The organism is Methanosarcina sp. MSH10X1, from assembly GCF_004099695.1.
In the GTDB taxonomy this organism is placed as follows: domain Archaea; phylum Halobacteriota; class Methanosarcinia; order Methanosarcinales; family Methanosarcinaceae; genus Methanosarcina.
This window is the reverse complement of sequence record NZ_SCHL01000001.1, coordinates 78958-104490: the sequence shown is the minus strand read 5'-3', so window position 1 is coordinate 104490 and position 25533 is coordinate 78958. Positions and strand designations below refer to the sequence as shown.

Sequence of the window (25533 nt, the reverse complement as noted above, 5' to 3'; positions counted from 1 at the left end):
GTGCCTCAATCTTCACACTATTTCCGTACATCTCAAATCCTTTCTCAGCAAGGCGCATTATCCCTCTGGTCAAATCCGGAGCGCCAGATATACGCTTACCTGGTTTCTCCGGCTGTTGCTGTTGCTGCATCCGGTTTGGAGAACGTTACCAGATAATTGATACCTCCCTGACCTTTTTCTCGGATTCCCGGTCTGGACTATTCAGGCTGGTTTTATCTCGCCATCTCTTTCTCACCATCTCTTTCGCCTCAATGAAAGGGATTAAAAACGCTTCTCCCTGGTTTTACCCTTAATCAGGTTTTTCAGTTGAGCGAAAGCAGGGATTATCCATAGGATTTTAAACAATGGCTTTCCTGCCATTATATGATGCTTGATAGCTGGAAACCGGGAATATTTCACGGCCGGAGAAAAAAGAAGGATTTTTTCGAGGGCTGGTATTTTAAGATGGTGGACCGCAGCGAAAAGCAAGCCTATGCTGTAATTCCCGGCGTCTCCATAACCGGAAATCCTTTGAAGTCCCACGCATTTGTCATGTTCCTGGATGCCAGAGCTCAGCGGATGCGTTATTACAGGTATCCGCTCGATGACCTTGAAGCAAGTGATAAAAAGTTCGGGCTTACCATTGGCGGATCTTTTTTCAGCCTCGACAAAATGAGGCTTAACCTCGAGCAGGGTGGAGATATTATTACTGCCCGCATTAGTTTTAATGATACATATCCCTGGCCTGTGAAGCTACTGTCTCCCGGAGTAATGGGCTGGTATGCGTTCGTACCTGGCATGGAATGCTATCACGGCATATTGAGTATGGATCATGCAATCGAGGGATTTATCGAGACTGACGGCAGAGGCATAGACCTCACGGGCGGCAGGGGCTATATCGAGAAGGATTGGGGAATTTCAATGCCTTCCTCCTGGATATGGATGCAGACTAACCACTTTGACAGGGAAGGTATCTCACTCTCGGGCTCGATCGCAAAGATACCCTGGCTTGGCAGTTATTTCACTGGCTACATTTTCGGCTTCCTATATGACAAAAAACTGTACAGATTTACGACGTATACCGGAGCAAAGGTCACCGGGCTCGACGTGAACGACAATTACATTCGGATCCGGCTGGAGAACAGGATATACCGGCTTGACATCGATGCGGATAGGTCGGAAGGCGTTGAACTCCCGGCTCCAAAACTGGGTGAAATGACTGCTAAGGTCAATGAGTCGCTGCGCTCCAGAATCAATGTGACCCTGTTAAGGAAAAATGGTCCTTATGCGGAGCTTATCTATTCCGGAACAGGGAGAAATGCCGGTCTGGAGTTCGCAGGCGATGTCGAAGAACTGATAAGGGGCTTGAAAAATAAGGCTTAATCGCTGTTGATGAGCACCTTATCGCCATCTGCCTTAACGGGACAGACCTTAAATCTCCGGGCGATTTCAAGAAATTTGCACCGACCCTCCAGGCCCATGACACTTTTCTTAATGTCCATAACTGAAGGATTCGAGTTACCCAGACCGAAAAACGGGGCTTGCAGGGTATATTTCATTGTATCTTGCAGGTGATCGATGTTTTCCCGGTGATGAAAAGTGGTTTTTATAGTTTCAAGCAGCTTTTATAAATCCATTGTAAGTTACTTTTTCAAGCATATTGATACTGCAGATAACGAGCCGATAAAAGCCTAAATAAGAATACTTATAAGCAAGCAGTTTATATTCAAAGCTTAACCGGGTACGCAGATCTGGATGAAATCGTATTTTTAATAAATATTATTTATTAGAATTATACTTTGAATAAAATCGTATTTATTAGAATTATACTTTGAATAAAATCGTATTTATTAAGGTTATACTTTGAATAAAATCGTATTTAAATAAAATCGCATCTTAGAGCGTTTACAATTGCTAGCGATCTGGTGTTGTGCGTGAAACGGCCTGCATTTGGAATGGAAAGTAGAACAAAGATTCTAAAAGAAGATCAGCTATTTGATAAGAATATCAACCGGAAAGACCGGTTATTACGGATCTATATCATAATTTTTAGTATTGTTCCGAAATCTAATCATATATCTAAACAACTTAATATTGTATTTCTAATTGCAACCATATTTTATTGGATCTTACTTCCAAAAGTCAGTTATTCTTCTGTTTCTACGGTAACCGGTAAACGTATTTTAGAGGCACTGAATGTGTGCGGAGTAACTGTTTCGTGTGTTTTCAGTTATTCTACAGTTTCATATTTAATTGGTCTTCTTGACACCGGTGATAGTACTGGTCTCCTGTATTTTTGGCTTGAGGTTCTTGTTCTGGGTTCTATCATGGGTAAGTCATTGTTATTCCTGTAATATGACCGTGACAAGTATTGTTACAAATGGGACCGTTTTTAAGGTTAGTTTGAGTATCAAAGTGCATTCCGAAGAACAGGTGTGAGAAGATCGGCCTGCCGGGTGTCCATATATCAATCACATTATGCACTTTATAAGATAATTCGAATATTTAAATGAAGTTATAAAAAAATCAATAGATTTATATTGTTATTCGTAGACTATTATATACGCGGATAAGATCCATTTAACTGAAATAAATTTGAAACACTGGAAGGATCTACTCTTTTACATATAGAAATCCGCGAACAAGCTCCCAAAATAAGAATTTAAGCATTAACTGCAAACCTTGCAGCTATAATTGTTTGTTGAAACGGATGTTGCAAAATATCTGGCGTTTGAGCTGAGAGAATGGAACCACCTGCGTTTTGCTTCTTACTTTGAAGTGGTTATATAAAAACAACATCCTGTGCCATTAAATATGTAGAGTTGATAACATGAACATAGAAAAAAAGAGTTTTCTGAAATCACTAAGATTTGGACGAGAAGTTCCAGCAGTTGAAGAGTGTAGATGTCCGTTATGTGCGGATAGAGTAGACAAAAAAGAATTCCGAAACGAAGTATTTATGAAGGAATTCAAGCGTTCCGGGCTGTGCCAGGGATGTCAGGATACGGTTTTTGGATATAAGGTAGCGTGGTGACAGTCCTTTATCGATAAGGTACTGGAGATCCATGTCTTGAGAGTTGACAAGCATGGATTTTGATTTGCCCCTGCCTTTTATTCTTCAAAGGAATTTTCAACCCTTTTCTAATTATTTCTCGATTTAATTCCTCTTTTTTCTCTGCCTATCCCCTGTGTTTTGTTTTCATGAAGATCCTCACGGGCTTGTTCATTTGAACTGAGGTTTCAACAGCATGAAGCATTCAATTGTCCAGAATGCAGCCAGGATATCTCAGGATTTTCTAACCCGGAACTTCCAATAACAGTTATATTCCTTCTGCAGGCTCCAGAATAATACTTAAGCGCGGACCTGCATTCTCAGTCTAATTCTGCCCTTTTCCGTAATATCACCAGTCAATTTCCAAACCGTTATATAAGATGTGCAGGTACATGCAAAGTACAATAAAGAGCTTTATGGTACAAAGTTGGTGATTATTACGAGTTCAAGGTCGTTGTTGATAGATACTTCCCGGTGTACAGGCTGCAGGAGCTGCGAAATGGCTTGCTCTTTATACCATGAGGGTGAGTGCAGTCCAGTACTTTCACGTATTAGGATAGTAAAATACGAGGCTCTGGGAAGGAATTTTCCCTCGGCGTGCTCCCAGTGCAGTAAGCCCCGGTGTCTGGAAGCCTGTGACCACGGTGCCATCAGAATGAATGAGAGTACCGGCGCAGTTTTTGTGGAGGAATCCTTTTGCACAGGGTGCCGTTCCTGTTTAGTTGCCTGTCCTTTTATGGGTTTTCATCCTGTAAAAAAGGTGGCTTTCAAATGTGATCTATGCGGCGGAGACCCTCAGTGCGTCAGGTTCTGCCCCTCCGGAGCCATTACGTTCCGGAGCGTGGATGAATTCCTCATGGAAAGGCGCCGTGAGATGGCAGATAAAGTAATTCTAGCCGCCCAGGAGTGAGAACAATGGCAGATGGCTGGACAGGCAGAAGGCTGAGAGTGGACCTGAGCAAGAATACGGTTAAAGTCGAGGAAATCGAGAAACCTTACAGGGAAAAATGGCTTGGAGGCCGCGGTTTCAACTCCGAGCTTCTTTACCGTGAAGTGGGGCCGGATGTGGAACCTCTCGGCCCTGAGAATAAACTGATCTTCGGCGTTGGACCTCTGACCGGCACCTTCGCACCTTCGAGTGGCAGGACTACAGTGACTGCTAAATCACCATTAGGCGGCGGTTTTGGGGACTCGAACATGGGCGGTCACTGGGGTCCGGAGCTAAAGTTTGCAGGCTATGACCAGCTGGTAGTAGAAGGGAAGTCAAACAAACCTGTCTACCTCTGGATCGATGACGAGCATGTGGAAGTCAGGGACGCCGGACACCTCTGGGGCAGGACCGTCCCGGAGGCGGATTTAATTATTAAAGAGGAACTGGGATCAAAAGAGATCCACATCGCTTTGATTGGTCCGGCCGGAGAAAACCTGGTCAGATATGCCTGCATCCTGAATGACGTCTACAGAGCGGCAGCAAGAGCAGGAATTGGCGCTGTAATGGGCTCCAAGAATTTAAAAGCAGTCGCCGTCAGGGGCACCAGACCTGTAACTATTTCCCGTCCGGATGAGTTTTACCAGGTCTGTGCTGACATCCGCGAAAGACTGAAGCGGGATCTGATGGTTCAGATGCTCTATGATCAGGGCACCTGGCTTCTAACAATGCCCGCCAACTACGAGCAGGGCTGGTTCTGCTGGCACAATTTCCAGAAAGGCTTCCATCCTGATGCCAGTAAGCTCAGCGGTGAAAACCACAGGGATAATTTCCTTTCACATCGGGAAGGCTGTTTTGCCTGTCCCATATCATGCGGCAGGTTCAGCAAAATAAAGGAAGGCAAATATGCAGGTGAAATCACAGGCGGACCGGAGTATGAGACTCTTACAGCCGTAGGGCCGCGCATCGGTCTTCTTGACATGGACAAGGTAGTCCACAATAGTAAGCTTGTCAATGAACTGGGCCTGGATTCATGTTCCTGTGGGGGAGCTATCGCCTGGGCTATGGAGTGCTGGGAGAAAGGCTTGTTAACCCGGGAAGATACGGACGGCCTTATCCTTGATTGGGGAGACCAGACCTTAATCGACCGACTCATCCGAATGATCGCTTTCAGAGAGGGTTTCGGGAACATTCTGGCTGAGGGGTCCAGCAGGGCAGCCGGGCTTATGAACCGGGGTGAAGATTTTTCCATTTCTATAAAGGGACACGATATGTCCCAGGACGATCCCCGCGGGCTTGGCTTTGCCTTTGGGATAGGATTTGCCACGGGTCGCAGGGGCGGAGACCATCTCCAGGGCTTGCCCTGCCTGGAACTGACTGGAGGCTTTTATCCCGGCCTGGTAGAAAAGATCATGGGAACCAGGGAAGCAGAAAACCGTTTATCACCGGTTAAAAAGCCGGAAATGGAGAAATACTCCGAAGACATCAAGGCAATAGGTGACAGCCTTACACAGTGTAGTTTCACGCACAACTGGTCTTTTGCCGTTCAGCCCGAAGATATGGCGAGGCTGCTCTCTGCAGCTACGGGTATGGATATCTCTGCCGATGCTCTGCTCAGGACCGGCGGAAGAATTGTACATCTTGAGAGGGCTTACTGGAACCGGCTCCTTGTAGGATGCCTGGAAGACCGCTGTCCAAAAAGGTTTACCCGGGAGCCAATGCCTGACGGTCCCAACAAAGGCGTGGTCTTCCCTGAGGCGGATCTCATTCCCCGCTACTACGATGTGCGCGGCTGGGATAGGAAGACAGGTTTCCCTCTTCCCGAGGTCCTGATGGAATATGGTCTGGAAGACATTGCCAGAGATCTGGAGCCCTGCCGTGAAAAATACCTGAGAAAGGTTCAGATGGAAAATCAGATAGAAGTCCAGACTGCGGAAAAGCTGTAAGCTGTAAAAATTTGGGGTAGCTTGAACTCACGAGGAGGAGAAATGCAAATGAAAAGCAGATATGCAGGTTGATACTCTCAGTCCCCTATCGAAGTATACCAACGATTCTACCTGTTCCAACGATTCTACCTGTTTGCGTATCTTCATAAACTATAAGGTACAATAATAGACCGGGGTAGATAATTATGAGTCAATTAATGAAAGTTGTTGGTTATGGTGTAGCAGCATTAGGAGCCGCTTATGTTGTAAAACATATTAAGCATCGCAAAGAAAGTTCGCGTGGGTGGCATAAAATAAAGGTTGAAGAAGAAAAATCAGCTGGTGCAACTGCACCACATGAGACAAAAGCAAAAGAGGAAAAGCGAACAGGCACAAGGTATGGTTCTAGCCCTATCCGTTACTGAGAGTAAACTTTCAATGAATGTTTACTCAAAAACAGAAAACTAAACTCTTAAAAAATTAGTAAGTGATATTTTTTATATCATATTCTTTTCTTTATTTAATGTGTCTATTTTCGCGTGTTTTTCATCCATCTCCTGTTTGTATTTACCTTTGATGGTTTTTACCTCTCTGTAAATAAGCATGCTTTCTTCACTGACCCCTTTCATAGAATCGAAGTGTATTACAACTTCCTCGGCATCCATACCCTTATCCATTAATGGCTCTACCTTACGCCATTCCGCATACTTGATATCCAGCTCTTGACCAAGTTTATCTTCAAGATCAAAGATTTCATCCCAGAGATCCATAATCTGGCTGTCTATCTCTTCTTTCGTAGTCACTATTTTCTTCCCCCATACGTTAAATTCCTTTTATTAACCTCATTTCAGCAGTTTTTCCTCAACTATAAGGCAAGCCTCTTCAATCAGTTAAATAGTGGAATTGATAGTATTTTTATTTGTATTAAATAATAAATTTATCGATACGTTACGGAAGTCAATAAAAGCGAAGTTGGTGCATCGATGAAATTAAACAAATAATTCTCAATGTTTCTATTTTTATTGGAAAAAGTTAGAGTGATCTAAGGAGAATTTTCCGTTATATCGAAAAAAAAGAAAAAGATGAGAAGCACTTTACTCTTAACAGCCATACTTTGTAGAGAATTAAGCTTAGGAAGAACTTGATTTTGGAGGGCTAGGTTAATGCTTAAGAGAGTTAACTTTTAAATTTCTTAGGGGATTATCTAAGATTTTTCAGGTTCTTCACATGATCCAGAACTCTATTGCTTCTGGAACCTGAGGTTCCTAGAAGCAAATAGTGAGTTTTAAATAAACTCTTGTGTTTGAATTTATAGGTTGTCTTTCATCCATAACTGAGTGAAACCAGCCTCCTTACCTTTATATAACATGGATGGTTTAATGACTCGCATTAACCGGTAAACAGCATTGTTTGCTGGTTTTATCACGGAGCAGTTCCGGGTCAAATAAACAAAACGTGCCTGGGAATTGGGGAAAACAGATGCAATCTAAACCTGCAAAACGTGAGAATCAGGAATATTTCGCTGCCTGGGATAAAAAAATCGAGAGAACCTGGACGCGCATGCTGGCAGACATGGCAATACCGATTGTTATTTTTATAATGTTGAATATCTTTACAATTGCTATTCTGGTCAAGCTGAATGTATATGACTTGAATTTCTAACTTGTAGGGATTTGTATCCAATTTATATGATTTTCGAGCGCGTAATCAAGCCTGCTTATAGCCTATAAAATTGTCGGTTTATAATGTGCGGTTATGCAGATTCAATATCATGCAGATTCAATATGAGCATATATTGCCAGAGATCAAAAAGTTCCATAGCTTTCTTGCTTTATGAGACCAGGTACTATTATATCTCTTCCAGGAAATAATGTAATTGAGGATGCTATGGAAATCATTAACTTTAAGAAAATAATGGTTGCAACCGATGGCTCGGACTGTTCCAGGCTGGCTGTTGACAGAGGAATAGAGCTTGCCAGACTAAGTGGTGGGACGGTTTATGCAGTCTATGTCGTGCCAACAGCCAACCTGGCTTCTATTGATGGAGATTCCTTATCTCTGGGCCTGGATCCTTACTGGCGGTCGGTATACGAAGGATGGAGAACACAGGGGCAGCAGGCTGTAAGTTATGTAAAAAGCCTCGGAGAGATGAAAAAAATCAATGTGGAACCTGTCCTTCTTGAAGGCAATCCCCCCTACGAGCTAATCCGGTATGCTGAAATGGAAAAGATGGATATTGTTGTTATGGGCACTCTCGGAAAGACAGGACTGAACAGGCTGCTTCTGGGCAGCGTTGCAGAAAATCTGGTCCGTCACTCGAAAGTCCCTGTTATGGTTGTAAGGGGGAAGTGTGAGATCAAATAAAATCCCGCCAATTTTATTGTTACAGATCAGTATAACGAGTCAAATATAAGCTCTTTTTAGGCTAATTTATTTAATGTTCCTTCTCTCTGCATTAAATTCATTAATGGCTTTTGCAGTATTTTCAAGCAGCTTGAAAGCAAGTTCCTGATCCGGCCAGAAAGCCAGCCCGCAGTCCGGATTCGCATACTTTATCCGGCCTCCAAGAATGGAATAAGCCGTTTCAAGCCTCCTTTTTATAACCTCCGGAGTCTCGAGTTCGGTTACAATTTTTTGCAAATACTCTTTTTCCTTCCAGGCATTGACCTCATACTTTTCATTGATCAGGCTTATAAGACTGAAAATATCGGTTCTCGAGACTCCGACTCCTACGTAAGTATCTGAATCTTCCAGTACTTTTCTGTCCAGTAGATCGAGGTAGGAAGGAGTTCCCGCATATTCAAATCCAATAACATTGATAGGAGTCTCGCATATAAGCTCATATTTCAAAGGAGAATACAGATGGATCTCCATATCTGCTCCCTGCTGCCGGGCAAAGGTAGAGGCAACTGTAAGAGCCGACATGATCTCAGCATCCGAAAACTGAATCTTATCATTTAACCCCAGGCTGATTTCGTCCAGAGCTATAACTTTAATTTTGAAATTTTTTGCTGTTTCAAACGCCTGTTTTATGAATTTCTCAATATCCAGTGCAAGGATATTATAAGCGTCCACAAAACCTGTTGCTCCGAAAGCCTGAAGATACATATCCGTAGGACCTGCGATACAGACCCTGACTTCAAGTGTTTCTCCTGTCTCTTCCCTGTATTGTTTTGCAACCTCTTCAATTATTTCCAGTTCAAGAATCTTTGCATTCTCTTCTTTCAGGACGTAAGGTTCATAGCAGTTCTTTTCATCCTTGACAACATCCAGAAACTGCCCTATCATATCTCGGAACTGAGGATAAGTGGGAACGTGCACTCCCACATCGATTTTCCGGCGGAAAGCCTCCCTTACTAAGGAAAAAAGTTCTTCATCCTCATTTCGGTTTTCGGCTGCAGCCTTTACCCACTCCCTTGTGATACCTTCAGGTGTGGGAAGGCTGCCTTCATCGATAAAAACAATCTCCTGCATGCTTGATATTAAGAGAGCTGAAGTTTTATAGATATTGGAATGTCTAATTGATGCATATCCTGCTTCCCTTGCTGAAAAAAAAGTTGCAGAAAATGGAGAATTACATAAAATAAGAATTACATAAATAAGAATTACATAAATAAGAATTATATAAAAATAATACACCAGAAGCGACAAACCATTTACTTTGAATGCTCATATCATGGAACGATTGGAGAAGTAGAAAAATCTTTTTAGAAATATTATCTTTCTTTTTCGTCAGATTTGATTCAAAGTCTTTGTTGATGGTGTATTTGTATGCAGGTTATTTACAAAATAACATATCCTAATGGTAAAATATACATTGGACAGGATAGGACGGATAGCATTAACTATTTTGGAAGTGCCAGTAACGATCTTATTGAAAAGGATTTTACCAGGGATCAAAAAAGTGATTTCACAATAAGGAAAGAAATTATATGGGAATCCGAAGCTTCCTCTATCGAAGAACTTAATCGAATTGAGGTAATGTTCATAGAAAAGTTTCAATCAAATGATCCTGACATAGGTTATAACAGGAGACCGAAATTTAAAAAGTGATATGTTTATAATTAAGTTCCTATACTCACTTAATTACTTCCTTATCTATGGGAAAAAATCCATTAATCCCATTTTCCGCATATGTACACCAAAATTGCCATATTTTTCTATCCAGAAATTACTTTCTCTAATTTTTGATACTATGAGGACCATAACTATAAATCAGGGTTTTTCGAAATAGCCATTTGTGACATCTGGAGAAACTGTGAGGGCGGAAATTATTGTATCAGGAAGGGTGCAGGGCGTGGGCTTTCGGAGATTTGCAAGAAATGCTGGCGAGCGTCTGGGTGTGGAATCCAATCCCATAAATTTAAGGGATGGCAGGGTTTTTGTCATTGCAGAAGGCAAACCCGAAGCTGTAAAGCTCTTTATAAAAGAACTTAGAAGAGGGCCCACGTTCGCTCATGTTGAAGATGTCGATGTCACATTCAGGGAAGCTTTTGGGAATGTATACGACATGTAATTTTTCATAGATTAATAAATCCACCAGTCCATTAAATATACTGAATCCTTTGTTCCCTAAATCCGTTTGATTCATTAATTCTGTTATCGATTTAATTCTTATATCGATTCGACTCTTATTTTTACTCTATTCGACTCTTATTTTTACTCTATTTTACTCTTATTTTTCCTCTTCTTCGGTTGCCTGGGCTTTTTTCAGGATTTTTGCAATAATCAAAAGTCCTGCAAGGTTTACCAGTCCTATAGCAAGATATCCTATAAGATGCTTTAAACCCGTATCCGAAGTTCCCGAGCTCTTTTTAACAAAACCTGCGGCAGAAGTGGAATCCATTCCGGAACCTATGCCCGACTCTTTATTTTCTGCACTTTTTTCTTCGCTTTTCAGCCCTTTTTCGGTGAATTCCACCACCGAGTCGGTTTCAAGAGTTATCTTTTTCTCCTGCTCCTCAAGGCTCTTTCCGGAGTCAAGCGCAGCCCTGACCGTGCAGGTACTTCCCGGCTCGAGGCCCAGGAAGAGGAACTGGTCATCATTTTTCGGGGCAGCTATAACATTTCCGTCTTTCCGGAGTTCGGCAGAGCCTTTTTCCGGGAGTTCAACTTTCAGGTTTACGTGGTCTGTCAGGAGGATCTGTTTTCCTTCTGCAAACCTGGGCCTGTCGGGAATGTCGAGGATTCCAAGCAGGGTCGGAGCAAAATCCTCCTGATAGTATTCTTCCCTGAGAATTCCGGTCTCAACGTCTTCAGCATGTACTATCAGGGGAACGAGCTGTGCCTCGTCAGTGACCGAGAATTTCTCGGACTGGTGGCCTCCTTTGGAATCCGCTCTGGAAAAGCTCATCCCGTGATCGGATGTCAGGACAAAAGCGAGGTTGTTCTTCTTGCAGAGTTCGTAGAGCCGGAGAAGTTCGGAATCAAGGCATTCAATACAATCTATATACCCGTAGTTGTCCCTGTAATGTCCGCTCATATCCACAGCCCCGGCATTAACGGTTAGCAGGTATTCTTGACCCGGACTGTTTTCGGACATATATTCCACGATTTCACAGGCGGTGTCGATTCCCCACCTGTTATACCCGTTATATCTGTCCCGGGTCTCTTTGAATACAACATATCCGGGTGCTCTGCCAGCCGCCGATTCCATGACTTGCAAAAGCCCGTCAGGTACCCGGGGGGTGCCGGGGAAGGGTTCGGATTGCTCAAGCACGATTTCCATGTTCTTTATCGAGTTATTTTCATCCCTCAGAATAGCATCCTGCTCGTCACAGACCGACCAGGAATCTCCTTTTTCCATAACCGCGATACACAGATAACCCTGGCTGTGCAGAATATCGAAAACGGTTGCATCTTTGAAGCTTACAAGCTCACTGTCAGCGCCCGGATTTCCCGTGACAAGAACTGAATGCCCTCCTTCGGTAAAAGTCTGAGGGGCACGGAACTCCAGAAGTCTGGCACTTTCTTTGTTTATTTCCGGTAAATTCTCAAGTTCAGCTTTCTCAAGGGGCGTGCCGTCAAGTGCATATGGCGTAAGCTCGGGATAGATAAAAGGGGCACTCAGGCCATCCACAATTAATACGACTGCGCCCTGGGGCGTACTAACAGGGTTTACCTCCACTTCGGTCAGTGCGGAGGCAGGTGCTGCAAAAGTGAAAAAAACAGAAAGCAGTGCAAGAAAAAATAGTATTCGGAAAGCCCTGTATGCTCGGATTGCCGGGATCATTGTAAATTATTTTATCTTTAAGCTATAAAGAATTTATCTTCCTGGGATCTATTTTTTAGGATATTCTGAGAGCAGCTCGGTGAACAGGCAGGTTTCGGTTCTAACTCTTGCGGTTTCAGTCCCGTTTCATGATTTCAGTTACCTTTTTAAATATTTACTCTATCAGGAAGAGTAAGTTCTTATTACATTTGCCGCAAATATTAATAACATTCTGGCAAAACCTATTTCCGGATCAAAAAAACAGGAAATATTCCTATGAAAATGAACCCACGCTGTACCTATTGCCTGCTATCAAGAGTTCACTTCCAGTCCAAACTTTCTACGGATGATGAGGACCTTATCAGCAAAACCATCAAAGAGTGCCTTGAAGTCATGAACAGGCATTACGACCCTGAAGCCGTATCCGCCTCCGTAGCCACCAAAATCCACAGGAAATGCTATGAAGTCCTGAATGATAATGACCCTTATGCAGTAACAAAGAAGCTTATTAGCCAGGCTGCACTCAAGGTCCTGCCCGTAGCAAAAGAGAAGATTTACGAAGGCTCTCCTGACAACGGTGAGCTTTTCAGGCGGGCAGTGCTGGCATCCGTGGTTGCGAATTACTTTGATTTCGGAATTATGGGATTTGATGCCAGTGAAGATAAGTTTGAGGCTGCTTTTCTGAAATATTTCGAACACGGGCTTGATGTTGACGATACGCCTAAAATGCTCGGGCTCCTGCAGGATGTCGTTTACATTGCCGATAATTGCGGAGAAATTCTCTTTGATGTGCTTGTTTTTGATATCATAAAGAAACTCGGTGGAAAGCTTACTCTTGTAGTCCGGGGCGGGCCGATTCTCACAGATGTGACCCTGGAAGAAATAGATGAGTTTGAAATTGATAAAAAGGTTGACCGAATCCTGACTACCGGCTCAAATGCCGTAGGTGTTCTGATCGAGGAGGCTCCAGCCGAACTGCTCGAAGCTATGAAAAATGCAACCCTTATTATCAGCAAGGGTATGGCAAATTACGAGACTCTTTCCGAGCATAACTTCGGACCCATCGCTTATATGCTTCTTACGAAATGTGAATGCGTAGCCGAGGACCTTGGGATTGAACAGGGCTTATCCGTTGCCAAACTGATGAACTATCCCTGAAGCTTATCCCGAGAGCTTTCGGAAGCTTCTTATTTCTCAGGCTCACTAATGGTTATGTCTATGGATAGCGCAGAGATAAATCAACCCGTGCAGTAAAATGCTACCCGCGCATAACTATAATTTATACCGAATAAGATCAATAAAACTGAACAAACCGGAATGAATTTCAAGGAGAAATAAAAGATGTGTGAAATCAATGTCTTCCTGCTTCGTGGAGATGAGCGTGAGAGAATTATGGATTCCGTAGCAAAGATCCTGGTTGAAGGTGATTCAATCCAGCTTACAGGGATTCTTGGAGATAAAATGACCGTCGGGGGCTCAATCAAGGAAGTTAACTTCTCACGCGGAGAAGCTCTTATCCTTGCAAAATGAACCTTTCATTTTCTTATTTTACTTTCTAACTTTATCTCCTTTTATTTACCTATTTTTACTTCATCACTTTATTTCCTTTTATTTTTCTATTTTACTTTCTTAAATTATTCCTCTCATTTCCTTATTTTACTTTTTTATCCCGTTTTCCGGGTCCGGGACTCTTTTCTCACCTTTTCTGGGATATCCTGTCTGTTCCTATCTGATTTCTTATAATATATGAATAGACCTTTTCCAGATAGTAAAAAGGCACTGAATTTACTATCCGGATTGGCACTGAATTTACTATCCGGATGGCACTGAATTTATTATCCGGATAACCGTATAAAGGGTTTATAATACCTTACTCTTTTTATCACGAGCCGTTACTGTGATTCTCAATCAACTTCTTTTGCCTTTAAAATCTCTTTATTGCTCAGCTTTCAGGCATAACCTGTCGAAAAAGGGGCTTTAAGCTCTTGAAGTTTTAAATCTCTCTTCTAGTTTCTTTAATTAATTATATCTTCCCGGGAAAAGCATTTATCTGTCTTTATCTATAACCTCAATGTAATCCAAGATCTGGGGTTCAGATTCAGTAAAGAGATTCAAATGAGTTTGGCTAGAGCAGTATTTTGGATCAGGGTCGGGCAGCTTGCAACAAACCCGCTTAAATTATAGGTAAAGTTATAACCTGTGAATACACTTTAAATTCATGCCTACAATCTGGACTTATATATTCCGCCTTCCGGAATTCCAGTATCCGGAAATAATTTGAATTTTTAGTAATTTAGGCTATATATCGAGTTGGGTAGAAGAGGACTAAACAGGATAGGATACAAATGGTTAAAGCAAAAATCGCAGTAAATGGTTACGGAACCATAGGAAAAAGAGTTGCAGATGCCGTAAGGGCTCAGGACGATATGGAAATTATCGGAGTTTCCAAAACAAAGCCGAACTATGAAGCTGCAGTAGCCCACCAGCTTGGGTATGATATTTTCGCCCCGGCTGCAAATCTCGGTGCTTTCGAGAAAGCAGGAATACCTGCTGCCGGCACGATTGAGGACATGGTAGAAAAGGCTGACCTTGTTGTGGACTGCACGCCCGGGGGAATCGGGGAACAAAATAAGCCCTTGTATGAAAAGGCCGGGGTAAAGGCAATCTGGCAGGGAGGCGAGAGCCATCCGCTTGCAGGTTTCTCGTTTAATGCAGTTTGCAACTACGAGCAGGCTGTGGGTCGTGACCTGGTAAGGGTTGTCTCATGCAATACCACAGCCCTCTGCAGGGTTATCTACCCGATAGATAAGGAACTGGGGGTAAAAAAGGTCAGGGCAATTCTTGCGAGGAGGGCAACAGATCCCAACGATGTAAAGAAAGGGCCAATTAACGCAATCGTACCCGACCCTATCAAACTTCCGTCCCATCATGGGCCTGATGTACGAAGCGTGCTTCCCCAGATCAACATTACAAGTGCAGCCCTCAAGATTCCGACAACCCTGATGCACGTACATACCGTGAATATGGAAGTGAATACCGATTGTACGGCAGAAGATGTTAAAAACATCTTTGGTTCCCAGTCGAGAATTTTCTTTGTAGGGCAGGGCATGTCGTCAACAGCAGAAATTATTGAATTTGCACGGGACATAGGGCGCCCCAGATACGACATGTGGGAGAATTGCATCTGGCCTGACTCCGTAACCGTACACGAAAAGGAGCTTTATTTCTTCCAGGCCGTCCATCAGGAATCGATTGTAGTTCCGGAAAACGTGGATGCTATAAGGGCCATGATGGAACTGGAAAGTGATGGTGCGAAATCAATCGAGAAAACGAATAAAGCCATAGGGCTGTAAGGCTCCGGAGAAATCCGAAGCCATCAGGACTCCGGAACTTATTTAGAGTATCCGGAGTCCGGCTTTTGAATTCTCGGCTTTATATAAGAAATATGGAACACAAAAAACCAGAAATTGTGAATCCTGATAATTCCTTATCTGAATAGCAGAATCTGGTTTAGTTTAAAGAAATGACCAGGATATGAATTCAACAGACTCAGGCTTTTTGAAATTATGTCGGGAAGCTTTTAAAGCTACATCCGACTCGATTGCAGACATCAGAGGTACGGATGCTGCGAGTAGCTTTGTTTGTATGGGAGCCGACGGAACCCCGACTTCCAGAATAGACCGTGTAGCAGAGGACGCTATTGTCGAAGTTCTTAGAAACGATGGCAGGTCCATGAGAATTATCAGTGAGGAACTTGGCGAGCTCATACTGGGGGACTCTCCGGAGTTCTCTATCGTGCTGGACCCTCTTGATGGCACCTATAACTCTTCCGTGGGAATTCCGTTCTATAGTCTTTCACTGGCAGTTTCTTCTTACGACCTCTCAGATGTAAAGTTCGGGTATGTGAGTAACCTTGCGTTGTGCGAGGAATACTATGCAGACGCAGGCAAGGGGGCTTATCTTAACGGGAAAAAGATCAGGACTTCCCTTAACTCGGAACTGACGGAACTGTGTGTAAGCGTGTACGGCTACCGGCGAAATGTGGCAAGGACCCGTAAGATCTACAGCAGCGTCCGAAGAGTCCGGTTGCTCGGAAGTGTAGCGCTTGAGCTGTGCTATGTAGCTTCAGGCCGACTTGATGCTTGTGTAGATGTCCGAAGAGCTTTGCGTGTAACAGATGTGGCAGCAGGGCAACTGATTCTGGCAGAGGCAGGCGGGCTTGTTACGGACGGATATGGAAACCCCCTTAAGCTTCCTGATAATGTTACAGCCAGAGTGGAAATGGTCGCATCCAATGGACGCGTGCACGAAAAGCTTTTAAAATTACTCTCGGGTGGATAAGTTGGCGATAAAGAAAATAGGAGTTTCTTCACGCTGCGATAGGCCTGAAGTAATTGAAATGGTCCGGGAAATTCTTGCCCGTTTCAGCTCGAAGGTTAAAATCTTTGTTGCCACTCCTACAGCTGATGTGCTCGGAATAGAAGGAATTCCGGTTGAAAGAATGAGGGAAGAAGGAGTAGAACTAATTATCAGTGTAGGTGGCGACGGAACGGTTCTCCGTAATATTGCCAAGATGAAAGATCCTCTTCCCATACTCGGAATTAATATGGGCACGCTCGGGTTTCTTGTGGATGTCGAGCCTGAAGACGCCCTTGAAACCATTGAGGAAGTGCTTTACGGTTTTTCGTACATCGATAGAATGCGGGTCGATGTTTTCCTTAATGGGGAAATGCTTGAGACTGCAACGAATGAGATTGCAATAATGTCTGCAAAGCCCGCAAAGATCATCCAGTTTGAGGTTTATGTAGGGGACTGCCTTCTTGACTCGATGCGCGCGGACGGTGTGGTCTTTGCAACCCCGACTGGCTCCACCGCTTATGCAATGAGCGCAGGCGGCCCCATTATAAGCCCCAGGGTAAGTGCGATAGTGGTTGTTCCTGTTGCCCCTTTTAAGCTCTCCTCAAGGCCCTGGGTTATCCCGTCGGACAGCGAGATCACAATAAGGTTGTCGGCTCCGAAAAAAGAAGCTGTCATTGCAATTGACGGGCAGAAATCCTACAGGATCAGGCCCGATGATATTGTCAAACTTAGAAAATCCAAATTTCCAGCCCGCTTTGTAAAGATTTCCGATACCTGTTTTTATGAAAGGGTCCAGAGGAAACTTACCTGAGAAAAGCCTTATCTCTACCTGATGAACTTCTAATCACTCCCTTAGAAAAGCCCTGATTCATTAACAGAGAGAGGCTTTATCTACTTCGAAAATGCTTTTTGTTTAAAGCCTATAGTTCTATCATTAATCTGAGCCTTCCTCTCTATTATGGGCGTTTTTGAGTCTTTTTGTAGTATTTTTCAAGTCAAATCTCCGAACTGAAGGTAAGTCGCTGATTTTAATCTACCCTGATTTATTCTCTAGAGAAGCCGTTACCGGAAATTCTCTTCCTTCAAGGAAAACATTTATACATGTGCAGGTAAAGCTATGCTTAATTTTGACGAGATACAAGATTTTCTAACTTTTAGGGGCGTTTGAACCCTGGTACCTCCCTATTCAAGCCTTTGAGTTAGTCTCTGGCTATACTACCCATATATCATTAAAAATAATCAAAAATCCTCACAATAATAAGAAACTAAAGGAAGCAAACCATGTTAGAGAGCGAGCAGTATTCCAGAAATAATCTTATGGACTTTATTCAACAACGCCCCCTGGATATTGAAATCTGTGATGTTACTCTCCGTGACGGGGAGCAGACTCCAGGCGTTGCATTTTCCAAAGAACAGAAGCTGGCAATTGCCAGTGAGCTTGATTCCATGGGTGTTGAGGTAATAGAAGCCGGGTTTCCTGTGGTTTCGGAAAACGAAAAGGAGATTGTAAAGGAGATTGCAAATCAGGGCTTTAAACCAAGGATCTGCTGCCTTTCAAGAGCAGTAAAAGGGGATGTGGATGCCGCTCTTGAGTGCGATGTCGATATTGTAAGTATTTTCATTGCTATGTCTGACCTGCACCTCAAATACAAATATCACAGAAGTTTTGAGGAGATGCTCCACTGCGCCAAGGAAACTATTGAGTACGCAACCGATCACGGACTGAAAGTACGTTTTGCAGCTGAAGATTCAAGCCGGACCCCGATTGACCGCCTGAAGAAGGCTTTTAAAGAAGTTGAAGCCGAATATAAAGTACAGTACGTAAGCCTTGCTGATACCATTGGTATCCTGAACCCGACGACGACTCATTACCTTGTTAGCGAAATTTTCAAAGAAGTAAATACCTCAATCTGTATTCACTGCCACGACGACCTTGGCATGGCTACTGCAAATACCCTTGCTGCTGCCGAAGCCGGGGCAAAACAACTCCATACAACCGTTAACGCAATCGGAGAGCGGGCAGGCAATGCTTCCCTTGAGGAAGTGCTGGTTGCCCTCAGGGTGCAGTATGGAATCGACCGCTATGATACTACAAGGCTGACTGCCCTTTCCAGAATGGTTTCGGATTACTCAGGCATTATACCCTCGGTAAACAAAGCTGTTGTCGGACAGAACGCCTTCACCCACGAGTCCGGAATTCACGTTGCCGCAATTCTGGAAGAGCCTCGTACCTATGAGCTCTTCCTCCCGGAAATGGTTGGAGGAAAACGCAACCTCGTTGTCGGAAAACACACCGGCAAAAAAGCCCTGAAAGGCATTATTAACAGCATAGGCCTCTGCCTTGAACGGGAAGAACTCTGCGCCCTGATCGAGAAAGTCAAGGTCTGCACCGAAGAGAAGCATAAAAGCATCTCTCGGGACCAGCTTGAAAGGCTGATCACTCAGGTCAGGCAGGAACAGAAGACAACAGAAAAGGGAGAAGAGAAGTTTTCGATTTAAAAACTTCCCTACCTGTTTGAAAACTCCCTTAAGTCTTTTTATTTATTTTTCAATTCTATTTTTTTCGTTAGTTTTCATTATTTGTAATATTCCTTTGTAATATTTTTTAATACTATCTTCTATGTCGCTCGCACTTTTTAATTCCATTTTACCCAAAAATATTATGAAATGTATGTGGAAGTCCACTCGGGTTTTTCCGGTGGATTTACCTCAAGCATTTCTCTCCATTTTTCATCGGTCAGTCGGTCGGACATGGGTTGTTTGAACTCGTAATGGCTCATAACCGGTCCCGCAGCCAGGAAAATCCTGTCGTCAGGAAGTTTGTAAGCCACAATTACCATATCCACATACCCTGTCCCTTCTTCAAGCACGAGTTCATTATTTGGCTCGGTGTAGACATCTGCAACAAGGGTAGTTTTCCTGGCTTCTTCATCGGCACTTAAGCTCAATTTAATTATTTCTCCAAACTTGAAGATGTAATATTTGTCTTCTTCTGTCAGTTTCTCGTTTTTAAGTTCTTTTTCGGAAATCTCGATAAGCTTATTCAGCACACTTTCAAGGCTTTCAAAATTTCTTGCTGTATCTTCATCAAGTGCATCCAGTTCCTCTAGCCCGTCTGCTGTCATCCTGGTAAGAGCCAGCAGCCTGTTATAAAATTCGGGCACAGGCTCTACATATCCCACAGGGTTGTCCTCAAAAACAGGAAGTGAAGTCGCTATGCAATAAATTTGCTTGGCATAGAGAATAGTATCGTGCCTCAGTTCGGTCCAGGAAGCCAGTGACGTACTCAATTCCTTGTCCTGCCAGGCGTCGGTCTGCATAAAGGTCGGATAGCCTTCACCGTAATCTTTTAAGAGAGGCTGGAGCGAGTAAAGCCAGGACCAGTAGAGGTTTCTGTTCCAGTCGGCTGCGCTGAAGTTTGAAAACTCGGAATCCTGTTCCCCGTACCTGAGACTGTAATTTTTATAGCTTGAATCGTCCAGTTCATCAAGCCAGTAAACCGCCCTTTCCGAGCCCAGGAGAGCCATAGTATCAAGCCCGCGAGGGAAGCCCCTGTTATTTCCGTAATCGGAATAAATATAGGTAAAAGGCAACTGTTCCGGATTTCCTGTGTACTCATTTGTATAGGGGCCGATGAGCCTGAAGAAAATATAAGAATCCGGAACAAAACGCTGCCCCATTAACCTGAAACCTTTGGTATCCTCAAGAAGTTCATCAGCTTGCTCAGCGGTTAGAATTGGCTCATGATCTCCACTTCCTGTGCCTCCGTAGATCTCAGGGCCCCTATATCCGGCAAGCTCTATTTTTAGCTCTTCCATCGCTGTTGCGTCAAGATTCCCTGACCCATTTCCAAATACTGATTCCATTGCTTCCATATATTCATATGGTCCAAGATCGTCCGAAACTCCAACATAAAAAGCCGTAATCGCATACAGCCTTTCCCATTTCTTGAGGAGTTCTGAATTGTCTTCGAGCTCGGAAGTAATCAGGCTTGCCTGGATAGTCTGGATTCTGGCTTCTTTTTCCGGGTCTTCTGCAGGGATTAATTTGCCTTTGAGAAGCATGCTCATCCTGCCGTGCCATATGAAGGCTTTGAAGTAGTTCTTCAGAATTTCCGAGTGAGTATAGTGTCCCCTGGGTAAATACTGGGAATAGTCTTCATTATAAATGAAAATAGGAGAATAATCAAAGCCGTCGTGAGCCTCGATAAGAGACAGTTCGGTTTTGACGTCATCTTCTACAAACGCCGGAATCTCAAACTGATACTTTTCCTTTGACGCAGGGTCAAAATACATTCCTGCCTCAGGGTCGTAAGAACTCTCGATTTCCTTTATCTGTTCTTCTCTGGGCTGGAGCAGGCTTAATGCAACCGCGAAGTAGGCTGCGTTTCTTTTTGCAGCTTCTTTTTCTTCCCCTGATGCACTGTTATATTCTTCGACTGAAGCATTAAGCAGTGATTTATCAAGTTCCCACAAGAGACCATATAATTCATTTTGCTCGACCTGGCTCATACTCTCGTCAAACTGAACGTGATAGAGGTGAAGAAGCGTATCCGAAGTTATAAAAATCTGCTGTCCTTCGTTTTCAAGCCTGTCATACATAGCAGTAATATCTTCTTCTCGCGGATTGTAAGGGTTGGAAATTACCACAAATCCGTTTTCTTTCAATTTTTCCAGAGCTATGTCATCTGTCAAAAACTTCTGCGAAAATTCACCATAATTTGTAATATCTGATTCTTTCAGGGGAAGCTCGTATTGAGGAGCTTTCAATTCCATGTCAAGAGCATCAAGCCTGTAATTCCCTGAAAGCGATAAATTTCCTGCTTCAATACCGGAAAGATTTACGGCTTCGGTTTGGAGGCGACCTGAAGGGTCGTCTTTGTTCTTACCTGCTTCTCCTTTCTGCATTGTCTCATTTTCCCCACTTAACCCCGAACTCTGCTCAAGGCATCCTCCCGTAAAAAGGGAAAGTGAAAAAATAAAAAATACTAAAAAGGTTACAGTTGTCTGAGTTCGATTCTTCACTATTTTCTTCATTGTCTCATCCCGTTCGCTCTGAACCTGTCTGATTCGAGCTTTGCTCGCTCAAAAGATGGGTTTTACCTTCGAAGTCAAATAAAAAATAAAAAAGGAAAACCGTTGAGGTAAAAATTAAAAAATATAGGTGGAAGTCCACTCGGGTTTTTCCGGTGGATTTACCTCAAGCATTTCTCTCCATTTTTCATCGGTCAGGCGGTCGGACATGGGTTGCTTGAATTCGTAATAGCTCATAACCGGTCCGGCTCCGAGCAGGATTCTGCCGTCCGGGAGCTTATATGCGACCACCAGCATGTCCACATATCCAACTCCTTCCTCAAGTACGGTTTCGGTATTTGCGTCGGTATGGACATCAGCTACGACTGTGGTTTTCCTGGCTTTCTCGTCAACGTCCTCTATTGTGCCTTCAAGCTGGTCCCCGAAGTTTTTGATAAACTCGTAATCTTCGGCTGTCAGTTCCTTATTTTCGAGCTCTTTTTCGGAGATATCCTGAAGTCTCGACAGAATATTTTCAAGATTCGTAAGCCTTGCCTTTGAAACCTGATCGAGCACGCCCATTTCATCCAGTCCCTGGTTTGTCATTCTTGTTAAGGCAAGCAGGCGGGCGTAGAAATCAGGTACAGGCTCAACATAACCCACTACAGGTTTTTCTTCAGGAGGCATTGGCGCTGAGGTTACATCCATAGTGTAGCTCTGTTTGGCGTAAAGAATCGTATCGTGCCTGAGTTCGGTCCAGGAAGCCAGTGAAGTGCTCAATTCCTTGTCCTGCCAGGCATCAGTCCGCATAAAGGTCGGATAGCCTGCCCCATAATCTTTCAGGAGAGGTTGGAGGGAATAAAGCCAGGACCAGTAGAGGTTCCTGTTCCATTCGGCTGCACTGAAATTCGAGAATTCCGAATCGAGTTTCTCATACTGCACACTGTAGTTTTCGTAGCTTGAATCGTTAAGTTCATCGAGCCAGTAAACTGCCCTTGCCGAGCCCAGTAGAGCCATTGCATCAAGTCCGCGCGGGAAGCCGCGAACAGGCCCGGCTTCTGACATTACAAGAGTAAACGGAGGCTCGTTTTCAGTATATTGTTCCTTATATTCTCCTGTATAAGCTCCTACAAGGTTTGAGAATACATAGGAGTCCGGAATAAACCGCTGTCCCATAAAGCGGAAGCCTGTGGTATTCTCAAGGCACTTGTCCGCCTGCTCGGAGCTAAGGGGGGGCTCAAGAACACAGTTACCCGTGCCGCCGTAAATTTTCGGGCCCCGGTATTCGGCAAGCTTAACCTTCAACTCCTCAACCGCCGATTCGTTAAATACTCTCTCTTCACTGCCAAATACTGAGTCCATGGCTTCCATATATTCGTAGGGTCCGAGATCATCGGAAAAGCCCACGTAAAAAGCCGTAATATTGTAGATCCGGTCCCATTGCCCAAGAAGTTCAGGCTCTTTTTGGAGTTCAGAAGCAATGAAGCTTGCCTGAATAGTTTGGATACGGGCATCTTTTACAGGATCCTGTGATTTGATCAGTTCACCTTTAAGAAGCATGCTCATCCTGCCGTGCCACATAAAAGCCCTGAAATAGTTTTGCAGTTTCTCGGAGCGGCTATAATGACCGCGTGACATGTACTGGGAATAATCTTCCTCATAAAGGAAAATTGGAGAGAGCGCAAACCCCTCATGAGTTTCAATCAGGGCAAGTTCGGCTTCAACTTCTTTTTTTACGAAATCGGGAATTACAAACTGATATTGCTTCTCAGCACCTGCAGGGAAAAGAGACTCATTAATAAAGCCATAAGGCCCTTCTGCACCCTGTAGCTGTTCAGATTTCGGCTCAAGGAGGCTCAGGGCGACAGCAAAATAGGCTGCGTTTCTTCTTGCAGCTTCCTTTTCTTCCCCTGAAGCAGTGTTATACTTTTCGACCGAGGCGTTTAACAGAGCAAGATCAGTCTCCCAGAGCGTATTATAGAACTCGTTTTCTTCAATCTGACGAAGAGTCTCATCAAACTGAATATGGTAGAGATGCAATAGGGAATCCGTGGTAATGAAAACAGGAACCTCCTGTTCTTTCAATGTCGAATACATTGAAGTAATGTCTTCTTCCCCTTGATTGTAAGGATTTTCGATTACTACGAAACCTTTACTTTCCAGAAGTTCAAAAGCTGAATCATCCAGAGGAATCCTGCCGAAGAAATTTTCATAATTCGAGATTCCTTCCCTGTGCAGGGGCAGTTCATAGGAAGGCGCTTTTAGCTCAATATCGAGAGCTTCAAGCCTGTAATTTCCAGCAATAGAGGTGTTTTCTGCCCCGGGTCCGGAAAGGTTCACCTCTTCGATTACCAGGCGGCTCACTGGGGAGATTCTGCCTGTGTCGATTTCTTCCTTCATTCCGGTTTCATTTTCAATGCTTAGCCCGGAGCTCTTATCCAGGCACCCTCCTGTAAGGAAGGAAGCTAAAAGGATTAAAAGGACTAATCGAGTTACAAAGGGTTTTATTCGGTGTTTCATTGTCTCATCCCGGTTGCTCTTACGTCTGAAGCCCTGGATAAGGCGTCAAGACTTTCAAGAAATAAATTTTATTAGAGAGTTGCACAACAAAATATTTTAATCTATTCAGATCTGTTAATTAATTCGTATCAGGCTTAAGAAAATAGATTAAACAGGTTTGAGAGTAATAATTAGAAATATAAAAGGTACAACACGTTAGAACGGTTGAAGCAGGTCAGATCGGTTGAAACTGCTACTTCTTTCTTATATGCAGTTTCATGTAGTCTATTGTAATCTCAAACAAAGCTAAAGATCGATTAATAAATATTTTTAAGTCCAGGCATCTGGACTTTCTATGTCTGTAAGAAAAATAGGGTATTTCTCTCTTCCTTTTTTCCTCATTTCCCGATTAATCGTTTGGACTTAGAGGATCTATCCTGAAAAGCACAATCATGAATAGTGCAGTTACAGTCCCTGTGCCCCATAAAAGCGGGTTTCTGGTAAGATTAAGGAGCGTGCCCATTATCAGCAGTAAAACTCCTATTGTCAGTAATATCTGAGATCTTCTCTCCATATTTTTCCCCCTTGTTTCCCTTTTGAGTAATTAATTCTCAAATATTGGTTCAGGTGCTAAAAACACCCATAAATTTTTTCCTAAACTTAATTGATTTTTCTTCATTATCTATTTTTTGACATGGAGCCTTTTTCTTATAAACTCCGGCAAACATTGCAAAATATTTCTACATATCTTCGTGTGAACCGGAAAATTACATGACTAAAGATGTGAATCTAAAATAGAGAAGGTTCAGGATCTTCTAATTTTTACTTTTTTCAGGAAAGCCAGGTTCTTTGCACTGCAGAATTGCCGCACAACCTGATCTAAAAGTACGGGACTATCTTTGAACTGAGGAATAAGCAGAACTGAGTTCAAGCCCTATATAATTTACAGGGGGTAGAACTGCTGAATCGAATACAAAAAATCTTTTTCCTTATGCTTACATATTTTTCTATTGTTCGGTATAATACCGCAACTAGATAAAAATTTATATAAAGTATGACGTAGTTATACTAAACCAAAAATGTAACTATCAAGCCTGCCCTGAACCAGCTGACTTTTATTGATTCTGGCGTAACAGATACGTGCGATTACCAGCCACCGAATTGAAAAACGAAGCCATTAGCCAGCAATTAATGGAAACTAATTAATGAAAAAATTGTCCCCGAACCCTATAAAAGACGGATATTGAAGTCGTTTCTTCCAGGCTGAACAGTGGAGTAAAAACATGAAAGAACCCTACAGTGAGAAAAAATATAAATTAGAGTAACAAGTTCAGCCGGAAAAACTCTTACACTTAACCTTATGAATATATTGCTTACCTGGCTTTCAGAGACCTCCACTCAAAGGATATCTTTGTTGATTTCCAGGGTCACAGTAAGGATTTAAACGAATATTACAGCACCCCATCTTCAGTGTTTGAGAATAAGGACAATGAAAATGGAAGTTAAGTTCGCTGAAGATATTGAGACTGAAGTTTCAAGAAAAAAGCGTAATCCTGAAATAGTTGCAT

The 25533-nt window shown here is 43.2% G+C and carries 21 protein-coding genes; 14 read left to right on the top strand and 7 right to left on the bottom strand.

Going from position 1 to position 25533, the window contains the following annotated elements:
* Positions 1–444: 444 nt before the first annotated feature.
* Positions 445–1362, top strand: a complete 918-nt coding sequence (locus EQO05_RS00385; RefSeq protein ID WP_240664231.1) for a tocopherol cyclase family protein — start codon at positions 445–447, stop codon at positions 1360–1362.
* 1528 nt (positions 1363–2890) lie between these two features.
* On the opposite strand, the gene EQO05_RS15280 is transcribed toward EQO05_RS00385, so the two are convergent.
* Complete coding sequence (locus EQO05_RS15280) at positions 2891–3067, bottom strand: hypothetical protein (protein ID WP_164888420.1); 177 nt, start codon at positions 3065–3067, stop codon at positions 2891–2893.
* 346 nt (positions 3068–3413) lie between these two features.
* Here EQO05_RS15280 and EQO05_RS00380 point away from each other — a divergent pair, with 346 nt between their 5' ends.
* The 3 genes from EQO05_RS00380 (at position 3414) to EQO05_RS00370 (ending at position 6309) form a co-directional block, all read left to right on the top strand.
* On the top strand, positions 3414–3941 hold the full coding sequence (locus EQO05_RS00380; RefSeq protein WP_370273485.1) for a 4Fe-4S dicluster domain-containing protein: 528 nt from the start codon (positions 3414–3416) through the stop codon (positions 3939–3941).
* Positions 3942–3946: 5 nt separating this feature from the next.
* Positions 3947–5905 carry an aldehyde ferredoxin oxidoreductase family protein gene (locus EQO05_RS00375; RefSeq protein ID WP_128502696.1) on the top strand — a complete coding sequence of 653 codons (1959 nt, stop codon included), beginning with the start codon at positions 3947–3949 and terminating at the stop codon, positions 5903–5905.
* 185 nt (positions 5906–6090) lie between these two features.
* Positions 6091–6309 carry a hypothetical protein gene (locus EQO05_RS00370; protein WP_128502694.1) on the top strand — a complete coding sequence of 73 codons (219 nt, stop codon included), beginning with the start codon at positions 6091–6093 and terminating at the stop codon, positions 6307–6309.
* Positions 6310–6381: 72 nt separating this feature from the next.
* On the opposite strand, the gene EQO05_RS00365 is transcribed toward EQO05_RS00370, so the two are convergent.
* A complete protein-coding gene (locus EQO05_RS00365; RefSeq protein WP_128502691.1) occupies positions 6382–6687 on the bottom strand; it encodes a hypothetical protein in 306 nt (101 codons plus the stop codon).
* 676 nt (positions 6688–7363) lie between these two features.
* On the opposite strand from EQO05_RS00365, the gene EQO05_RS00360 reads away from it, so the two are divergent.
* Together EQO05_RS00360 and EQO05_RS00355 are read left to right on the top strand one after the other, a co-directional pair.
* Positions 7364–7546, top strand: a complete 183-nt coding sequence (locus EQO05_RS00360; RefSeq protein ID WP_128502690.1) for a hypothetical protein — start codon at positions 7364–7366, stop codon at positions 7544–7546.
* A 225-nt stretch (positions 7547–7771) separates the two neighbouring features.
* Positions 7772–8248, top strand: coding sequence for a universal stress protein (locus tag EQO05_RS00355; RefSeq protein WP_128503108.1), 477 nt, complete (start codon positions 7772–7774; stop codon positions 8246–8248).
* 66 nt (positions 8249–8314) lie between these two features.
* On the opposite strand, the gene EQO05_RS00350 is transcribed toward EQO05_RS00355, so the two are convergent.
* On the bottom strand, positions 8315–9358 hold the full coding sequence (locus EQO05_RS00350; protein WP_128502687.1) for a methionine synthase: 1044 nt from the start codon (positions 9356–9358) through the stop codon (positions 8315–8317).
* Between the two features lie 297 nt (positions 9359–9655).
* Here EQO05_RS00350 and EQO05_RS00345 point away from each other — a divergent pair, with 297 nt between their 5' ends.
* Positions 9656–9937, top strand: a complete 282-nt coding sequence (locus tag EQO05_RS00345) for a GIY-YIG nuclease family protein (RefSeq protein WP_128502685.1) — start codon at positions 9656–9658, stop codon at positions 9935–9937.
* Positions 9938–10142: 205 nt separating this feature from the next.
* Positions 10143–10400 carry an acylphosphatase gene (locus tag EQO05_RS00340; protein ID WP_240664230.1) on the top strand — a complete coding sequence of 86 codons (258 nt, stop codon included), beginning with the start codon at positions 10143–10145 and terminating at the stop codon, positions 10398–10400.
* 159 nt (positions 10401–10559) lie between these two features.
* Here EQO05_RS00340 and EQO05_RS00335 read toward each other — a convergent pair whose 3' ends face one another.
* Complete coding sequence (locus tag EQO05_RS00335) at positions 10560–12116, bottom strand: sulfatase-like hydrolase/transferase (RefSeq protein WP_128502680.1); 1557 nt, start codon at positions 12114–12116, stop codon at positions 10560–10562.
* A gap of 255 nt (positions 12117–12371) precedes the next feature.
* Between EQO05_RS00335 and EQO05_RS00330 the strand changes: the two genes are divergently transcribed.
* From EQO05_RS00330 to EQO05_RS00305, 6 genes are all read left to right on the top strand, one after another.
* Positions 12372–13253 (top strand): DUF89 domain-containing protein, encoded by an 882-nt coding sequence (locus tag EQO05_RS00330; protein ID WP_128502678.1) that lies wholly within the window; start codon positions 12372–12374, stop codon positions 13251–13253.
* Between the two features lie 183 nt (positions 13254–13436).
* On the top strand, positions 13437–13625 hold the full coding sequence (locus EQO05_RS00325) for a CooT family nickel-binding protein (protein ID WP_128502675.1): 189 nt from the start codon (positions 13437–13439) through the stop codon (positions 13623–13625).
* An 815-nt stretch (positions 13626–14440) separates the two neighbouring features.
* Positions 14441–15448, top strand: coding sequence for a type II glyceraldehyde-3-phosphate dehydrogenase (locus tag EQO05_RS00320; RefSeq protein WP_128502673.1), 1008 nt, complete (start codon positions 14441–14443; stop codon positions 15446–15448).
* A 181-nt stretch (positions 15449–15629) separates the two neighbouring features.
* Positions 15630–16436 carry a bifunctional fructose-bisphosphatase/inositol-phosphate phosphatase gene (locus EQO05_RS00315; RefSeq protein ID WP_128502671.1) on the top strand — a complete coding sequence of 269 codons (807 nt, stop codon included), beginning with the start codon at positions 15630–15632 and terminating at the stop codon, positions 16434–16436.
* A gap of 1 nt (position 16437) precedes the next feature.
* Positions 16438–17265, top strand: coding sequence for an NAD(+)/NADH kinase (locus EQO05_RS00310; RefSeq protein ID WP_128502669.1), 828 nt, complete (start codon positions 16438–16440; stop codon positions 17263–17265).
* A gap of 470 nt (positions 17266–17735) precedes the next feature.
* Entirely contained in the window at positions 17736–18953 is a 1218-nt protein-coding gene (locus tag EQO05_RS00305; protein ID WP_128502667.1) for a homocitrate synthase family protein, read from the top strand.
* 161 nt (positions 18954–19114) lie between these two features.
* On the opposite strand, the gene EQO05_RS00300 is transcribed toward EQO05_RS00305, so the two are convergent.
* From EQO05_RS00300 to EQO05_RS15275, 3 genes are all read right to left on the bottom strand, one after another.
* Entirely contained in the window at positions 19115–21490 is a 2376-nt protein-coding gene (locus EQO05_RS00300) for a DUF3160 domain-containing protein (RefSeq protein ID WP_164888419.1), read from the bottom strand.
* A gap of 114 nt (positions 21491–21604) precedes the next feature.
* The gene (locus EQO05_RS00295) at positions 21605–23986 is read right to left on the bottom strand and encodes a DUF3160 domain-containing protein (RefSeq protein WP_128502665.1); all 2382 of its coding nucleotides are present in this window, start codon (positions 23984–23986) and stop codon (positions 21605–21607) included.
* A 388-nt stretch (positions 23987–24374) separates the two neighbouring features.
* A complete protein-coding gene (locus EQO05_RS15275) occupies positions 24375–24539 on the bottom strand; it encodes a hypothetical protein (RefSeq protein ID WP_164888418.1) in 165 nt (54 codons plus the stop codon).
* Positions 24540–25533: the final 994 nt, after the last annotated feature.

Excerpts from the sequence above, each read along its gene's own strand:
- EQO05_RS00385 (WP_240664231.1), top strand. The coding sequence starts at position 445 with ATGGTGGACCGCAGCGAAAAGCAAGCCTATGCTGTAATTCCCGGCGTC.
- EQO05_RS15280 (WP_164888420.1), bottom strand. The coding sequence starts at position 3,067 with ATGCTTGTCAACTCTCAAGACATGGATCTCCAGTACCTTATCGATAAA.
- EQO05_RS00375 (WP_128502696.1), top strand. The coding sequence starts at position 3,947 with ATGGCAGATGGCTGGACAGGCAGAAGGCTGAGAGTGGACCTGAGCAAG.
- EQO05_RS00370 (WP_128502694.1), top strand. The coding sequence starts at position 6,091 with ATGAGTCAATTAATGAAAGTTGTTGGTTATGGTGTAGCAGCATTAGGA.
- EQO05_RS00360 (WP_128502690.1), top strand. The coding sequence starts at position 7,364 with ATGCAATCTAAACCTGCAAAACGTGAGAATCAGGAATATTTCGCTGCC.
- EQO05_RS00355 (WP_128503108.1), top strand. The coding sequence starts at position 7,772 with ATGGAAATCATTAACTTTAAGAAAATAATGGTTGCAACCGATGGCTCG.
- EQO05_RS00350 (WP_128502687.1), bottom strand. The coding sequence starts at position 9,358 with ATGCAGGAGATTGTTTTTATCGATGAAGGCAGCCTTCCCACACCTGAA.
- EQO05_RS00345 (WP_128502685.1), top strand. The coding sequence starts at position 9,656 with ATGCAGGTTATTTACAAAATAACATATCCTAATGGTAAAATATACATT.
- EQO05_RS00335 (WP_128502680.1), bottom strand. The coding sequence starts at position 12,116 with ATGATCCCGGCAATCCGAGCATACAGGGCTTTCCGAATACTATTTTTT.
- EQO05_RS00330 (WP_128502678.1), top strand. The coding sequence starts at position 12,372 with ATGAAAATGAACCCACGCTGTACCTATTGCCTGCTATCAAGAGTTCAC.
- EQO05_RS00325 (WP_128502675.1), top strand. The coding sequence starts at position 13,437 with ATGTGTGAAATCAATGTCTTCCTGCTTCGTGGAGATGAGCGTGAGAGA.
- EQO05_RS00320 (WP_128502673.1), top strand. The coding sequence starts at position 14,441 with ATGGTTAAAGCAAAAATCGCAGTAAATGGTTACGGAACCATAGGAAAA.
- EQO05_RS00315 (WP_128502671.1), top strand. The coding sequence starts at position 15,630 with ATGAATTCAACAGACTCAGGCTTTTTGAAATTATGTCGGGAAGCTTTT.
- EQO05_RS00305 (WP_128502667.1), top strand. The coding sequence starts at position 17,736 with ATGTTAGAGAGCGAGCAGTATTCCAGAAATAATCTTATGGACTTTATT.
- EQO05_RS00300 (WP_164888419.1), bottom strand. The coding sequence starts at position 21,490 with ATGAAGAAAATAGTGAAGAATCGAACTCAGACAACTGTAACCTTTTTA.
- EQO05_RS00295 (WP_128502665.1), bottom strand. The coding sequence starts at position 23,986 with ATGAAACACCGAATAAAACCCTTTGTAACTCGATTAGTCCTTTTAATC.
- EQO05_RS15275 (WP_164888418.1), bottom strand. The coding sequence starts at position 24,539 with ATGGAGAGAAGATCTCAGATATTACTGACAATAGGAGTTTTACTGCTG.